The sequence below is a fragment of the Pseudomonas sp. NPDC086278 genome (genome assembly GCF_050280905.1).
GTDB lineage: Bacteria > Pseudomonadota > Gammaproteobacteria > Pseudomonadales > Pseudomonadaceae > Aquipseudomonas.
Window position 1 is genome coordinate 1 of sequence record NZ_JBNNWE010000027.1, and the last position, 14,945, is coordinate 14,945.

At 60.4% G+C, this 14,945-nt stretch carries 20 protein-coding genes and 1 pseudogene; 1 reads left to right on the plus strand and 20 read right to left on the minus strand.

Annotation, left to right across the window (positions count from 1 at the left end):
• The 20 genes and pseudogenes from ACQKP4_RS11010 to ACQKP4_RS11105 all read right to left on the minus strand — a co-directional run.
• Window positions 1–438 (minus strand): annotated as a pseudogene (locus ACQKP4_RS11010) (phage tail sheath family protein); the annotation flags it as partial.
• Window positions 439–544: 106 nt separating this feature from the next.
• The gene (locus ACQKP4_RS11015) at window positions 545–976 is read right to left on the minus strand and encodes a phage tail assembly chaperone (RefSeq protein ID WP_427633004.1); all 432 of its coding nucleotides are present in this window, start codon (window positions 974–976) and stop codon (window positions 545–547) included.
• Between the two features lie 9 nt (window positions 977–985).
• The gene (locus tag ACQKP4_RS11020; protein WP_427633006.1) at window positions 986–2,557 is read right to left on the minus strand and encodes a phage tail protein; all 1,572 of its coding nucleotides are present in this window, start codon (window positions 2,555–2,557) and stop codon (window positions 986–988) included.
• On the minus strand, window positions 2,550–3,158 hold the full coding sequence (locus tag ACQKP4_RS11025) for a phage tail protein I (RefSeq protein WP_427633008.1): 609 nt from the start codon (window positions 3,156–3,158) through the stop codon (window positions 2,550–2,552). Before ACQKP4_RS11025 ends, ACQKP4_RS11020 begins: the two co-directional genes overlap by 8 nt.
• Window positions 3,155–4,042 (minus strand): baseplate assembly protein, encoded by an 888-nt coding sequence (locus ACQKP4_RS11030; RefSeq protein WP_427633010.1) that lies wholly within the window; start codon window positions 4,040–4,042, stop codon window positions 3,155–3,157. Before ACQKP4_RS11030 ends, ACQKP4_RS11025 begins: the two co-directional genes overlap by 4 nt.
• On the minus strand, window positions 4,039–4,365 hold the full coding sequence (locus tag ACQKP4_RS11035) for a GPW/gp25 family protein (protein WP_427633012.1): 327 nt from the start codon (window positions 4,363–4,365) through the stop codon (window positions 4,039–4,041). The genes ACQKP4_RS11030 and ACQKP4_RS11035 overlap by 4 nt, the downstream gene beginning before the upstream one ends.
• A 5-nt stretch (window positions 4,366–4,370) precedes the next feature.
• Window positions 4,371–4,607, minus strand: a complete 237-nt coding sequence (locus ACQKP4_RS11040; RefSeq protein WP_427633014.1) for a hypothetical protein — start codon at window positions 4,605–4,607, stop codon at window positions 4,371–4,373.
• 53 nt (window positions 4,608–4,660) lie between these two features.
• Window positions 4,661–5,266 (minus strand): phage baseplate assembly protein V, encoded by a 606-nt coding sequence (locus ACQKP4_RS11045; RefSeq protein ID WP_427633016.1) that lies wholly within the window; start codon window positions 5,264–5,266, stop codon window positions 4,661–4,663.
• Window positions 5,263–5,781 (minus strand): hypothetical protein, encoded by a 519-nt coding sequence (locus ACQKP4_RS11050; protein WP_427633017.1) that lies wholly within the window; start codon window positions 5,779–5,781, stop codon window positions 5,263–5,265. The genes ACQKP4_RS11045 and ACQKP4_RS11050 overlap by 4 nt, the downstream gene beginning before the upstream one ends.
• Before the next feature lies 1 nt (window position 5,782).
• On the minus strand, window positions 5,783–6,439 hold the full coding sequence (locus ACQKP4_RS11055) for a phage tail protein (RefSeq protein ID WP_427633019.1): 657 nt from the start codon (window positions 6,437–6,439) through the stop codon (window positions 5,783–5,785).
• Complete coding sequence (locus tag ACQKP4_RS11060; protein WP_427633124.1) at window positions 6,436–6,750, minus strand: head-tail joining protein; 315 nt, start codon at window positions 6,748–6,750, stop codon at window positions 6,436–6,438. The genes ACQKP4_RS11055 and ACQKP4_RS11060 overlap by 4 nt, the downstream gene beginning before the upstream one ends.
• A 2-nt stretch (window positions 6,751–6,752) precedes the next feature.
• The gene (locus tag ACQKP4_RS11065) at window positions 6,753–6,974 is read right to left on the minus strand and encodes a hypothetical protein (RefSeq protein ID WP_427633020.1); all 222 of its coding nucleotides are present in this window, start codon (window positions 6,972–6,974) and stop codon (window positions 6,753–6,755) included.
• Between the two features lies 1 nt (window position 6,975).
• Complete coding sequence (locus ACQKP4_RS11070) at window positions 6,976–8,004, minus strand: major capsid protein (RefSeq protein WP_427633022.1); 1,029 nt, start codon at window positions 8,002–8,004, stop codon at window positions 6,976–6,978.
• Window positions 8,005–8,017: 13 nt separating this feature from the next.
• Window positions 8,018–8,368: a head decoration protein gene (locus ACQKP4_RS11075; protein ID WP_427633024.1), complete on the minus strand. Its 351-nt coding sequence runs from the start codon at window positions 8,366–8,368 to the stop codon at window positions 8,018–8,020.
• Between the two features lie 12 nt (window positions 8,369–8,380).
• On the minus strand, window positions 8,381–9,613 hold the full coding sequence (locus ACQKP4_RS11080; RefSeq protein WP_427633026.1) for a S49 family peptidase: 1,233 nt from the start codon (window positions 9,611–9,613) through the stop codon (window positions 8,381–8,383).
• Window positions 9,614–9,615: 2 nt separating this feature from the next.
• Entirely contained in the window at window positions 9,616–11,226 is a 1,611-nt protein-coding gene (locus ACQKP4_RS11085) for a phage portal protein (protein WP_427633028.1), read from the minus strand.
• 2 nt (window positions 11,227–11,228) lie between these two features.
• A complete protein-coding gene (locus tag ACQKP4_RS11090; protein WP_427633030.1) occupies window positions 11,229–11,444 on the minus strand; it encodes a hypothetical protein in 216 nt (71 codons plus the stop codon).
• Between the two features lie 10 nt (window positions 11,445–11,454).
• Window positions 11,455–13,344: a phage terminase large subunit family protein gene (locus tag ACQKP4_RS11095; RefSeq protein ID WP_427633032.1), complete on the minus strand. Its 1,890-nt coding sequence runs from the start codon at window positions 13,342–13,344 to the stop codon at window positions 11,455–11,457.
• A gap of 43 nt (window positions 13,345–13,387) precedes the next feature.
• Entirely contained in the window at window positions 13,388–13,912 is a 525-nt protein-coding gene (locus ACQKP4_RS11100; RefSeq protein WP_427633034.1) for a terminase small subunit, read from the minus strand.
• Between the two features lie 130 nt (window positions 13,913–14,042).
• On the minus strand, window positions 14,043–14,381 hold the full coding sequence (locus ACQKP4_RS11105) for a phage holin family protein (RefSeq protein WP_427633036.1): 339 nt from the start codon (window positions 14,379–14,381) through the stop codon (window positions 14,043–14,045).
• A gap of 98 nt (window positions 14,382–14,479) precedes the next feature.
• Between ACQKP4_RS11105 and ACQKP4_RS11110 the strand changes: the two genes are divergently transcribed.
• The gene (locus ACQKP4_RS11110; RefSeq protein WP_427633038.1) at window positions 14,480–14,776 is read left to right on the plus strand and encodes a hypothetical protein; all 297 of its coding nucleotides are present in this window, start codon (window positions 14,480–14,482) and stop codon (window positions 14,774–14,776) included.
• Window positions 14,777–14,945 lie beyond the last annotated feature (169 nt).

Consider the following 14,945-nt stretch of genomic DNA (forward strand, 5'->3'; position numbering starts at 1 on the left):
CATGGCGGTGGCCACCGCCTGGGTCGCCGAATGCCCTGGGGCGATTAGCAGTTTGGGTTGGGCGTTGTGTTTGCTCTTGCCGTCCAGCAGCGCTTGCAGGCCGGTACGCTGACCATCGGCCAGAACGCCACCAATGATGGCGGACGTTTGCAGCGCAGCGTCGTCGAGCTTGGGCACACCGACAGCGACGATCACCGCTTTGGCCCGGACGTAGATAGCAGCGGCCGCCTTGGCCATGGCGGAACCGGCGCCAAACGCGGCAATGGCTTCGCGCTCGGTCGTGAGCAAGACCAGCTCGCCGGCCTTGGCCGTGCCGCCGCCCAGCAAGCCCGGGGTAAAGGTGTCACACAGGCCAATGATCGACGACGACGGCAGTGAGATGGTGCGTGCGCCGGTGTCGATCAGCGTGGTGGTGACGCCGTGAAAAAATCCACTCATACGGATTGATCTCCAGAAACGAAAAAGCCCCGCATATGCGAGGCTGTCAGGGGGATGTTCGTGTTACGCGTAACGGAAAAGAAAACGCCCCGTCAGTGCGGGGCGTTTATTGCGCCTGTTCGGCGATCCAGTCCGGCGCCGTTGGCCGGAGCTGGCTGTCGGGAAAATCGGGCGACTGAGGCCAATCGCGCAACGCCTGCATATAAACCAGCAGCTCGTTGAATTGCTCGGTCGTGAGCGTGAGGGGCCCGGCAACTTCCAATTGATCGCGGTGACGCTCGCGCAGCCACAGCACCCTCGAAAGCTCGCCGTCGCGCCACTGTCGCTCCATGTCGGCCAGCGTTTCTCTGTCAGGCGGCAAGGCATCGACTAGCACAGGCTGCCCCTCGGCGTTATGACTTCGCACTTTCCCGCTAACTGGGTTGGCAATTACCGACAGGTAAATCTCCTCGGAAATTGGCACCGCGTCGGTCGGCATATTGTCGCCATGAACACTTGGCAAATAGGTACAGCCCGTTTTTTTGCTGTAAAAGCGCATTTGATCCCCTCAGTTTCCAACGGCCAGCCAAGCACCACTGGCCAAAATCCCGGTTGAACTACTGGCGATAAATCCAGTTTTGGTTTGTGAATACCCGCCAATGGCGGTCACTTTTTGATAGGCCGCTTTAGGGCTGTCGTAGTTTCCTGCGCCCGTTACAACAGCCAGGCACGCGGTAGGAAAGGCAAGCGTAAACGGCACTGGCGTATCGCTTGAATACAGCCCAGAGCCCCATTGAACAATCCACCCGCCCAGCCAACTCGGAAACGTGATGTAGCCGTTTGCGGTCAGGCTGACGGCAAAGCCCTTACGCAGTTTTTTCGGGGTGGCAATAACGACGTCATTCGCGCTTTCCAGCATCTGCGCATCCGTCGCGACCTTGGCCGTGCCCTGATTGATTTCCGTGGCTTGCGCCGCCAAAGCAGCCAGCGCAGCAATGTCGATATTCCCCTGATTGATCGGCGCATTCCATGCCTTGACGCACCACATAACCGCCAAGTTGCGGCCACGGGTTTCAGTGCCACCAGACGCACCCGTATTGAGCCCCGCATAACCCGTATCTTGCAGCACTCCGGGCGCAGCATAAAAGCCGCCTGTGTTACCGCCGCCCGTAATACCCGAGGCTACGGTGTAGAGAACGCCTGTTGCATCGACATTAAGCCTAGAGTGGCGGTGAGACTTGTAGTCATCAGCCTGATACGAGCCAATCGCCCGCCCTGCATCGACGCCACGACCATGATCCCAACCACGCAAGAACTCAGCGCGCGATTCCGGCAAGCGGAAATTACCGGCGCCCTCATCACCCATATTGAAAGCAGTGCCAAGAAACGTGGCCAGATCGGGATAAGCCGCAATACTTTTGACACTGCCGTCAATTTCCAGAAACCCGGGCGGGAGCTTGTTCACCGGAAACGCCACCATCGTGCCGACAGGCAGCGCCGATGCCTGGGCAATCATCGACTCGATTTGCGGCTTGGTGTAGGTGTCCGTAATGCCCATCCCCGCCAACGTAGACGGGTTATCCCCTGACACCACCACGCCACGATTATTGACCTTGACCCGCGTGAACTCACCAGCCGTTTTATTCGCTGGCAACACTTCCAGAATGGCCGCGTCGACGTAGGACCGCGAAGCCAACACCACCGCCGGATCAATCTTGAGCGTGATGTTGCCGGAGTTGTTGACGATGAAATTCATCCGCACCACTTGCGTACGGCCGGACCCCTGCGACAACAGCGGTTTGTAACTCGGCGCGCAGTTGGCCACCGCCACCAGATCGCCGTCGGCATCGTACAGACCGATTTCGCGAATCCAGCGCCCGCCCTCATCGGCGGGAATAATCTGCTCGGCGATGATGATCGCCGGATCTGCCGCGTCGACCTTGAGCTGATTCAACGGCCGGCGACGCCATTCGTTGATCAGCTTGGTTTGCGCGGCGCTCGGGATCGGGTCGGTCATATTGGCGTCACCCACGCCCATCTCGGTGATTTTCCAGGGAATGCCGAGCGCGTCGGCGTTCGCCTGTTTGGCCAGTCCTACGTTGGTAAGGATGGCGAAAAACTGGGAATTCGCATCAATCATGGTAAACGTCCAGGGTGTCTATGGAGTGTTCGCGGCCGATCACGGCAAAGCGGCCCGTGACCTCGATGTCACGCATCACCGGCGGATACACGTCGATTTCGTCGCCTTCGTAGAGGCAGGCGGCAATGTTCAAATGGCCTTGCGTTTCGAGGCTGATCGCCAGCCCCGTGAGATGCCGCGTGACAGGCTTGGCGTCGTCGATCAGGCGTTCCAGCTCCTGATACATTTCCTCGGTGATACCGGTGTCCAGCACGCCGACCTTCAGCGCGAAGGTGCCCGGGGGCCCCTCCGGCACCGTGTTGAACCACTCGACGATTTCGATCAGGTAACCCAAGGGCTCGACCACGCGGCGCAATGCGCCGATGGTTCCCTTGTGGGCATGGATGTAAAAAGACGCCTTGATGGCCGCGCGCTTGGTCGCCTCCGACCACCGATAATCCCAACGGTCGACCGACCACGCCCACGCCAAGTGGGGCAGCAGATGAACCGGGCAAGTATCAGGGTTGTACAGCGTGCGCAACGGGACAATGGTTCGCTCATAAAACGCCGCCTCCAGGGCGCGCTCCAGTGGCGTGCTATTGCTCGGCAGCAGACTTTTCATGTCGCCCCCGCCAGCTTGACCTCATAACCGGTGCACCACGCCGCCTGCGCCATCGTCGGCGCCAGATCAACCCAGCCGACCAACTCAACCCGAGACACGGCGGCCACATGCAACTGGGCGTCCACCCCCGACCGTGCGACCTCGACGCCCAGGCGCTTGCGCGGATTGATCCACGCCGCCAAGCGCTTTTGGGCCTCGGCCAGACTGGCGTCACCCTCAGGCCCGGCGCCGGGCATGTGCAAAATGGCGTCAATGCGGTAGTCGATAATTTCCGCGCTTTGCACCGTCACCCGGTCGCCCACCGGCCGCACTTCGTCGTCATTCAGCGCGGTCGCGACGGCGGCCAACACCGTGGGACCGACTTCGCCGCGCCCCTCGGTGCCCAGCACCGTTACCGTAACGTAACAAGGCTGCGGGCTTTCGGCCGTGGCGTCAGCCACCAGACCCGAGGCGTTGCGCGCGTGCAGGATATAGCTGTTGCGCGGGCCGGCCGTGGTCAGGCCTTCAAAGGCCAACTGGATGCGCTCGCGAAACGGGTCGTCCAGCTCCTTGACTTCAGGCACAGGCGGCACCGCTGCCAGATCCGCCGCTTGAATCACCAGGCGCTTCAGGTTGTAGTTCGCCCCCAACTGATCGAGGTCACTGCCGATTGCGTGCGCCAGCAGCAGCGCCTTGCCGGCATCGTTGACCCGGGCGCGGTTCCCTACTTTCATATAGGCCGCCACCTCCAGCAACTTGACGACCGGATCACTCTCCACCGGAGCGGTCCAGTTGTCGCCCATGTGGCCGCGAAAGGTGGTCAGCGCTTCGTCGTAAGTGTCTTCAAAGTCCAGACCTTCCAGCACGTCCGGCGCCGGCAACGCCGACAGATCAACGATGCTCATACACTCACCTCAAACAGAAAGCCGTCGCCCAGGTATTCGCCGGCAAGACTTAGCTCGATCCGACCGCCCAGCACGGACAGAACGCGAATGCGCTCCAGCTTTACACGCGGTTCCCAACGCCCGATTGCGCGAATCGCTTCGGCTTGAACCGAGCTTTTCCAGCCTTCGTTAACCGGCATGTCGACGTACAAGGGAATCTTGCTGCCATAGTCCGGCCGATGCCGCCGACTGCCCAGCCGCGTGCCCAACATGTCCGCGAGGGACTGGCGCAGATGCTCGATGCCGGAGATGGGTTGGCCGGTGTGGCGATCCATTCCGATCATCTAAATCACCCCAGCGGCTCGAATTCTTCGTGGGCCTTCAGGTAGCTGACAGCCTGTTCGTCGGACACGGATACTTCGACGCAGCCCTTGGCCACCGGCAACGTGCGCCCTGAGCCGGGGATGATCAACGTGCGCGAAGTAAAAACCTTGTCGCGAAACTTCAGAATTAAATCCGTTGCTCGTTGCGGCTGCGGCTGCGGCTGCGGCTGCTCAATGTTGAGAACTTCGTTTGTCTTGGCCATGTTTTCTCCAGGCATAAATAAGCCCGCATTCGGCGGGCTGGATGTATTGCTGATCAGTGCGTGTGATGGTTGTCGCTGGATCCGGCAGCGAGGATCGAGGCAGCGCCGGTGATGTCTTGCGTGACGTGTAACGCTCCGTCGATGACCACCGCCCCGACCAGCTTGATGGCCGCTGCTTTGACCGTCGCCGCCTCCGGCGTCAGTGCCACCTCTGAGCCGCCAACCTTAGCCGTCACGGCGTCATCCGTTACGACGAGCTCTGTACTGCCAACCTTGATGGTGACCGTGCCGGTGGGCAGCGTGATGCTGTAGGTCATGGCCTGCCAGTCGTAAACTAGGGAGCCACCGTCATCAAAACGCCAGACTTCAACATGGTCGCGGTTATCCGGTTGCGCGCCTGCATTGCCGTAAAGTCCCGGGATGAAGGTGCCCATGCCGGCCTGTCCGCTGGGGTTGAACAACACCCCTTGCTCGCCTAAAGAAGGTGCTCGCCAGTGTCGCGCCTTACCGGCGGCGAGGCTGTGCCAGCGCACCCAAGCGCTGGTCCATTCGCCATTGGTCACGCGTACCATGCCCGCCGGCAGATCGACACCAACCACCGCACACGGCATCAGCATGGCCGCGATCATCCGATCGTGTTCCGCTTGGGCGTAACTCACAGGTCCTCCGGCCTCACCGGGCCATCGCCCGGTTCAAAGTTAAAAACCAACGTGCCCGGAGGTTCGTCCGGCCATGGCCATTCGGTCTCGCCCAGATAGATTTGCTGGGTCCACTCCACAACCCAGACCGTGTACCCGTCCAGTTCCGGTTTGGTCCAGTCCTGCATGGCTTGCACAAATTCCGAAGGCTCCACCGCGATGCCCCAACTCTGCAGGCGTAGCAAAATAGCAAGCTGTCCTGCCAGGAATACGGCCTGTTGATGATGGTCTGGCTGGATGGGATCGGTGACCACTCGTGCCTCGAACTTGCAAGCCAAGCATGTTTCACCCGTACCCAAGTCCTGCCCCGGCTCCATTTCCGCCATTTCGATGAACACCGCCGGCAACCGAACACGATCGCTAATCACCGGCCAGACTGCCACGGTGTGGACACCCGGCAGATGTGCCTGTACGTGCTGTTCAATGGACCGGTATAACTGCTTGAGACTGAATGGTTCGTCCGTTTTGGCTACCACGTTATTTCCCCTTCAGATACTTGTGCAGTTCAAAATTGAGTTCCTGTTTCAGGACATGCAGCAGGTGTTCATCAGCCTGGCGTACCCAGCTTTCAAAATGCGGCCGGACCTGCTCCAGCGATACCTTGACCTTTGCCAACGGAAAGCGGCTGTCGTGTTCGGCGATCCAGCCCGAGCTCGCGCCAACACGCGTATTGATATCACTGTCGGGGTAGTCTTCGGCCTTGAAGTGCTTGCTCGCCGTGCGAATCCAGATATCGGAGCTGTTGCCGTAGACCTTTTTATAAAAGGCTCCCTGATACCGGCGACCGGCCACCGACACACCGGCGTTGCCTTGGCGGGGGTTGCCAATGCGGCTGGCCTCAATCGCGTTGAGGCCGAACCACAATTTCCCGCTGTTGGATCCGCCGCTGACCGGGTAGGCCCGCAAGCGCTGCCGCACGGCGGTGACCGCGATTCGTTCCTGCCGGCCGACGGCGCGGGCAATGTGTGTGGCGAGCCAGCGCAGGGTTTTATTGATTGCCCGCCGCTGGGCGGCAACCGCCGCTTTCGGCACCAGCTTGGCGAAGTTCTGGAACTCTTTCAGATCCGCTGCCGAAGCCTGCAGTGAGATCATTCCGCCGTCGGCAGATGATTTGAAGTAACTGCCGACGCTCATACGCTTCTCCTCAGGATCAATGCCACCCAACCTTCGCCGTCTGGCTCCAGCTTCACTAGGTCATAGTCACCACCACCGTCCTGAATCGGCAGGTCGATGACCACCACCTGACCTGGCTCAATGTCTGCCGCATCGCTGACGCGAATCTCGAACTGCGGTTCCCGTAGCGCTGTATTGATCCGCCCCATGCGCGGCTGTAACCACGGTGCTGAAAAAAAGCCGGCGATCTCCCGACCGCCGACCAGCCCTACGTCGCCCAGGCCATCCAGTACCAGGGCGTCCATGTCGTCGCTGAGTTCGCGAAAGCGCACGGTCATTCACCGTCGTCGATATCATCGCCATCGCCGGAACGCCCCTGAGATTCACGCAGCAACTGCTGCGCCAGTGGATCCTTGATGGGGGCAATGCGGCCCTCGGCGACCAATGCGTCTGCGATTTCCTTGCTGGGCGGGGTGTACGGTTCCCCCTTCAGCACCACGGTACGTCCGTCCTGGACGCAACCGTCGATCACCAGGTACTCGGCTTTCTTGGCCATGTCACACCACCTTGGCGTAAATGAAAGCATCCGGCTCCAGCAGGCCCGCCAAGGCAGCGCTCTGCAGCTTCAGCCAACGGGCGCTAGGCTCTTGGGTCACCCAACTTTTCGGGAACCGAGCGGCTTCAACAAGACCGCTTTCTACGGCTTCCAGATCCTGAATCGCGCCGTACAACATGGCATTGCGCGTGGAGGTGGAACCGAGAATCAAGCCGCCTGCCGGAATCATCGGCTGCTCGTCGTCGTCATCGTCCAGGTACCACTCGTCATAGCCGTACAGGTCGACGCCCGGATCGTTCAGGTAACCGAGATAGGTCACGCCATCCGGCAGTTCCTCTGGCTTGATCAGGCCCAGATCGACGCGACGGGTGTTGAGTTGCTTCATCACCATGGCGTTGGATTGGAACGCATCCAGCGCTTCACCGCTCATGGCCACGGTGTTGGCCGTGCGCCCGGAGTCTTTGGCGATCTGGCGTTTCCAGCCACGCAGGTTGGCAATCGGATCGCCGTCGGCAGAGCCCCATTGACCGCTGCCCAGGCTGATTTTGTGATCGGATGCCATCAAGAAGTCGATGGTGTCGTCGACGCCTTCGCCAATCACCCGGACTTTGCCGGTGGTCAGTGCCTGGGCGCACATCCACTCTTCACGGCGCAGAATCTCGTCGTCCAGGTCGCGCAGATCACGTCCGAGCAATTGTCCGGCGCGCTCCAACGGGGTGCGCGAGGAGAACGGGTTATCGCCCGCCGAGCGCTTGAGCACCAACTCGGCGGTGGTCTCGCGCTTGGGCTGAATATAAGGCGGCGTGTAGTTGCTGGTGGTGTAGCCCTCACGCAACGACACACTGCCCGGCAAACGCGGATGCACGAACGGCGCCATTTTGCGTTTGCCTTTGATGATGTCGATGTCTACCGTCTTGGTGGGGAACGTCACCGGGCTGCCGCCGTTGAAAAAGGTGTTCAGCAGAAAGCGGCGCGCGGTCGGCATCTGCTCGACCGCTTCGAGCATGGTGCGGGTATCAAAAATATCCATCGAAAACTCCGAATTAACGAACGAACAGACACAGGGCACGCAGCGCAGCTTTCGCCTGCGCCAGGGTGAGGCCCTCGCCGAGAGTGAGTTGGCTGGCCAGCACTTCGCCGGTCAGACGGATCGGCGCCGTCTGGGCGCCCTTGCTGGTGTCGGTGGCCTGGTCGAGAATCGCTTTCGGCGCCTCGGAGCCATCACTGGCCGAAGCCGTGCACAGCACATATTCACCATTGGTTTTCACTTGGCCGAGGACAGCGCCGCGATTGAGTTTCTGTCCCGTGGCGATCACAGCTGTGTCGATCATCACCGGGAAGGCGCCGGCCGACAGTTGATCGGGGACGTAGGTTTGGCGTTCTGGGTTGCTCATGAAATTCTCCAATCAGCGGCGCGTGGCGCCCACAACAATGGCGTTGACCACGGCCTTACGTTCACCCTGGTCGCCATCACCGGACGGCGTGGCGGTCGTGGCACCGGTGGCATCAGACTTGATGGCATTCAGGGAAATACCGCGATCCTGAGCCGCCTTGAACAATTGCAGTGCGGTGGCCTCGACCGAGGTACCGGCCTCAATGGCGGCAGCAATTTCGGTCTCGAAACCTTTGCTCGCCAAGGCATTGAGGCCGGTGATGCGTTGGCGTTCGGCGGTTGCGCCCTGCTCACGGCTTTCGGTGCGGATGTTTTCAAGATCCGGCTGACTGGCCTGGGCGATCTGAATGGTTTGCGGATCCGTGCCGGCGGCCAGCGCTTCACGCAACTCCGCCGTGCTGGTGACAGTGGTCATGTTGAATTTCCTCGGTTGGGTTGCGGCCGGTTTGGCCAGTTCAGTAATCAATGTTTCAAGCGAGCCCAGGCGGTGCGCCAGGCCGGACTCGACGGCAGCGGCACCGACGCGCAGACCGCCAAAGTCCCCCATTTCAGGAACACGTTCAGGATCCACGCCCAGGTTGCGGGCCACCTTGGCGACAAACACATCGCCCATGGCATCGACCGTTTCGCCGACCTTGGCCCGGCCTTCTTCGGTCGCCAGATCCACGCGCTTGTTGGGCGCATTGCGACTGACGATCTGATAACGCTTGCGCCCGCTGGCTGCGTCCCCCTCCACCACTGCCTCGACGACAACACCGATACTGCCGGCGAGCGCGGTTTCGTCGATGACGATTTCGCTGGCCGCAGAGGCGATCCAGTAGGCCGCGCTGGCTCCGGTGCCGCCGATGTAGGCGACGATACGTTTACGATCCCGGGCGGCATGAATCTGGTCGGCCAGTTCGTTGATGCCGGCAGCAACGCCGCCCGGACTGTCGATGTTCAGGATGATCGCGTTGACCTTGGGATCATCCAGCGCCGCTTGCAGGTCAGTGGCCAGCACCTGTGTGCTGGTTGCGCCGCTGATTTCGGTGAAGAGATTGGCATAGCGAAATACAGGGCCGACCACCGGGATGATCGCCACGCCGTTGCGCACACTGACGTTGCGGCTGTTTTCCAGGCGCATGCCAGTGCGGGTTTCCAGCGCCGCCGGATCACCCATTCGGTCTGCAATGGTCAGCAGGTTGTCCAGGGCGCCGGGAAGCATCAGCCAGGGCTGTGATGCAGCCAGCTCAAATGCGCGGGGCATGGTTAATCCTCGTTGGGGTTATTGGACGGTGGGGTTTCCTGCTCGCGTCCCTTGGGTAGAACGTGCAAGCCGTCTTTACGGCGTTGCTCGACCTCGCGCACGCGCTGTCGGTACACCTGCTGCCAGGGTTCACCGGTCATCGCAGCTGTCTCCAGCGTTTCATTACTGACGCCGATCTCGATTCGCTTGCCGGCAGCGTTGGCTTCCTTCAATTCATCAATGGCGCCACGGGCCGGACCGATCCAGATTGCCTGGCAGTACGCCTTGCGCTTGGCCGGTTCCGCGTAGCCGGGCAACTTGATCAACCCCCGTGCCACGGCTTCATCGATCAGCAATTCGCGGCTGGGCTGGCAGAAGTCGCAGATCAGCCACCAACGGCGCAGGCTGTAGAAACGCCACGCTTGGAGCATGGCGGCACGGGCTGCGCTGTAACTGCTGCTGTAATGCAGCAACAGCTCTTCCATTGGTTGCTCCAACGCGGCACCGATCTCTTTCACCACGGCGGTGAAGAACGGATCGAATTGCGCGTTGGGCCGCGCCGGGTTGGCAATCACCGGTTCTTCACCCTGCCCCAAATCGACAATGGCGCCCTCGCCCAAGGCCAGATCGCCGTCGGCAGTGTTATCACCGTCAGCACCGCCGCCTTCGTTGGCCAACGCTGTCAGCGGCAAGCTGGAGACCTGAAAGTCGTTGTTCTTCTTGATGAACACGGTGAACATCGCCGAGATCACCGCCGCCATCAGTTCGGCGCTGCTGTAGCGCTCCAACTTCTGCAGCGGCTCCAGCACCGGGGCCAGGTACGGCGCACCACGCTTCTGCCCCGGCCGTTCCTTGTCGGCCATGACGTGCATGACACGTCGCCGGCCAGTAGCGTCACCAAAAGCTGGCAAGCGCTGCCATTTGAGCACCTGGCCTGCTGTGAACTCGCTCGGGTAGCCGGTACAGACGTGATAGGCCAGCGGGGCGCCCAGATTGTCGAATTCGACGCCATCCACCAAATTGGCAGTGTCAAGTTGTCCGGCCGGATTACAAACCCGGTCCGACTCGATCAGTTGCAAGCGTGTGCTGAACACACAGCCCGGACGTTCATCGTCGGGACTGGCGATCAACACGTCACCACAGACCATCGACGACACCATGACCAGCGCTTGCAACTGGTAGTGGTTAAGCGTTGCCTCAGCATCGCACTCACGTGGGTCATCGGCGTACAACGACCACAACCGGTCAAGCTGGCTGTTGAGTTCCTCGGCATGCTGCTCGCTCAGGCCCAGCGCGACATGATCGATCTGCGACCGGCAAACCAGCCCGGTGCCGACCACATTAGTGCGCAAGCGGGTGATGGCCGCCCGCGCGATCAAGTGATTGCGCATGGCATCCCGCGAACGGGCTACCAGCATGCGCCGTTCATTCTGGTCGAGATCCCGGCGTGGACTACCCAGCCCGGGAATCCAGCTCGCCATGCTGCGCAGGACACGCGAAGCGCCGCGCCAGCGGGTTTCGACACCGCCACCACCGCCCTGGGCGACGATGGGCCGTGCATCGGATACCGATTTTGCAAGTTTGATGGCTTCGCGCATCAGCAGCTCGGACGGATCCTTTCGAAAAAAGCCCATAATCAAATCGCCAGGTAGGAGACGCGGTTGCGGCCGCGTCCCAATTGTTGGGCCTGCTCCAGCGCGACCTCCTTGGCGTACTGCTGCTCCAGCAAACGCAGGCTGTTCAGCTCGGCGCGGTACAGTTCACGATCGCCACGGCGCAGGCGCTGGCCTTTTTTCAGGACGTCAGAGATCGCCGCCCGGACTTCCGCTAGGCGCTGTTGTGCGTCTGTCATTGTGTGTTCCTTAATAGCCCGCGCGACTGCGGGTGCCCCGCCCACGAGCCATTGCTCGGCGCGGTACCGGTGCGACCGGTTGATCGTTGTTGAACAAAGTTGGCTGCAGCAGTTGCTGTTCCAGTTGGTCCCATTCGTGATCGCGCAGCAGGTGCGTTTTCAGACTGCGTGCGGCGTGCAAGGCATACACCTCGCAGTCGAGCGCTTCGTTGCGCCTACCGGCCTTTTTCTGCCAGACCATTTTGCTGGGGATACGCGGGTGCGGCGCCAACACTTCGTTGGTGAGTTGCTCGTAATAGTCGGAGCGGATCTCGCTGTACCAATGCATACGCCCTGGCCCCGAGCCCTTCAACCGAAGCCGGCCGTCGATCAGAGTTTTGGCCTTGTGCGTGCCGACGATGTGCACCCGCAAACCGTATTTCGCGGCCTTGGTGTTGTCCTGCGAGGTGTCCACCGACTGCGAAGGCTTGGTGAAAATATCCTTGTCGCGGCTGTCTTTGGAAGCGCCCTTGATCGCCATGACGTTGTAACGCTGACGATCCCGCACATACGTGTAAACCGCATCGCTGGTATTACCGTCAGAACTGTCAATGCTGACCGCCGACACCGCCAGATGCGCACCACCCTCAGTGGGAATGGGCTGCGAGATCACCCGATCCAGTTCCTGCCAGACGGCGTCATGTGGATCGATGGGATTGCCGTGAAGCTCGCCCCAATACAACCGCCATGATTCTTCGCCACGTCCCCAGCCGGTGAAGACAAGTGCCAGGCGATCGCCCTGCACGTCGACACCGACAGTGACCAGTAGCACGCCCTTGGGCGCCGTCAGTTCGGCGTAGGGCTCTGCGCGTTTTTCCAGTTCGTCAGTCTTCGGGGCATCGTTCTGGTACTCGTAGCTTTCGCCCTTAGAACTGTTGACGAAGGCGATCATCGGGCCGATGTTGCCCTGCGCCGCCGCGTGTTCAGCCTGGAGTTTTTTCTCCATCAGAACCTCAAAACGCGATCCCCAAAACGTTGCATACAGCTCGTTGAGGATGTAGCCGGCGATACCACGAAACTCGGCCGTGGCCTCCCAGCGGCCGTGCTTGAGGTTGGCGTTTTTCTGGTTGTCGTCCCAGATCCCGCCGCAGTGGGGGCAGGCGTAAAACGTCTTTTCCGGACGTTTCTTGCCGTACACTTCATGCAAGTAATCCGGATCCTCATCACAGTGCAGGTTGTCGAAACTCAGTGCATGTTCCTGGCCGCATTCGTGACACGGCACCAGGCCAACACGCTTGTCCGACAGTTCCAGCTCCGCATCAATGGCCGACAGGCCTTTGATGGTTGGCGTACCGCCGATGATGATCTTGGAGCGGCGAAAAGTTTTCAGACGCTCCTTCGCCAGTTTGATGCTGTCGCCCTGCCCGCGCAGGTTGAGGTTGCAGTCATCCGGTTCTTCAATCGCCACCCGTGGCACCGGCGTGGATTTCACGCTGGCCGGGCTGTTGGAGCCCACCATTTTCAGGAAGCCGCCGGGAAAGCGTTTAAAGTCCTGACGCTGTTGCAGCTTGCGGCTTCGCAGATCTACCTTCTTGCGCAGCCGTGGCGTGGCCTCGATCATCGGTTCGAGTTTTTCGCCGACGTATTGCTTGGCGGCGTCGGCCTTGGGGAACAGCACCAGAATGGGTGAGGGATCGATGTCGATCCACTTGCCGAGGGCATTACCCAAGACGCCCGATGTCCATGCCACCTGCGCCGATTTACGACCAACAATTTCGCTGACCGCCGGATCGTCCAACGCCTCCAACGGGCCGCCGGGCCAGATCAAGTGCGGTGTCACGTCAAACCGATATTTGCCAGGGCGTGCCGACTCTTCCGGTGCAAGCCAACGGTACTTGTGCGCCCATTCGATGATGCTCATTCGCGGCGGTGGCGCCCACTTACGGCAGGCACCGCGCAGCGCTTTAATCGCCGTCTTCTTCAAGGCCCTCCGGATCGTCCGGTTCGTCAGAATATCCATCTGACGAGGCATCATCCTTGTCATAGTCGGACAGCCTCCTCAGGATGGTTTCAATGGGTTCGCGGATCAGTTGCTCATCAACTTCAACGCCATAGCGCGCCGACAGGTCTACGGCCAGTGCGTCCGGAAACGAGTTGAGCAACTCCACTTTGGCGGCCGTGATCATGGCTTCGAAACGCTGGATCAGGTCATCAGCAATGACCACTTCGCCCAGATCTTTGGCCATCGCGATCTCTTCGCGGTCGGCCCTGATCCGGTCGAGGCGGTCGCGGGAAGATTCTTTCTTGCCGTTAAGCGAGGCCTGGTGCATCAGCCACTGGATCACCGCTTCGGTGTCATAGCTGTTTTCGTTACCCCGACCAAGGCCGAACTCGATCACCGGCAAGCCGTCGTTCTGCCATCGGGTCAGGGTGCGTTCGTCGCGGCCGATGATCTCGCTCAAGTCGGCCTTGCTGACTGTCCTGCCCATATCTAATCCTTTGAAAAGACGGACATCCCTGCAAAATTCTCAGCTGCAGAGATCCCGCGAGTTCGACGACCCGTGTAGGGGGCGGCCTTCGGGGAGGACCCAGAAAAACGCGCCCCAACTGGGGTGCCACTTAGCGGTTGTCGGTCGATGCCGACTCGGTCACGCCCAGTCGCTTGGCAACCCAGCGCTCGTACAACCCGATGGCGACATCGGCACCGGCCATTGCGGTCAGGCAGCCCATCGCCGACGCAGTCCAGATCGACACCCCGGCGGCGTGTAGCAACATCATGGTGGACAGTCCGCAACCAACGCAGGCACCGGACCGAAGTGCCAGACGCCGTAACAATGCCCAACCCCGCGCCCCGTCTTTGTCCGCTCGCCACATCTCGCCCGACACGCCGCCGACCAGCGCCAGGACAATCACTAACCAGATCGGCATCTCTGCCAGTGCTTGTTGCTCGTTTGTCATCACATCTCCAATTCGATCGGTGTATGAGCATTAAACTTGTAGCCGGTCGTTTGGAGTCTTAGGCTCATGCCTTCCGACTATCTTCTGACGAGGCTCTCATGGATAAAGCAACCTTCGCTTTAGCTTTCATCACCGCCGTGTTCGCATATTTCTCCATCAGTGGACAGCGACTGATTGAACTCAAAATCTCCGCCACTTGGGTTTGCTGGCTAGTTCTCACATGCAGCCACGCTTACAGCGTCTACCTCTTGTTAACCAGCAGCGAGCCCTTCACCCTCGTTCGAATCCTGACTCTGAATCTTGCAGCCCTCGGCGTACTGGTATTGCTCGCTACGGCTTGGTTCCTGAAGAACTACCTGCGTTATTCGCTTGAGTACAAGAAATCTTCCCAATAAAAAACCCGGCGCAATGGCCGGGTTTGGTGGTGTGGTGCCTGCCGCTCTCTGCGGTCGCACCTATCGAAGATGACTACTTTTTACAGGTCGATTCCGGTGGCAGCAACCCTGTTTTAATGCCACCCGGTGAATAAGTGGGTAACGCAGGGTGAACGCCTAGCGAATGTCG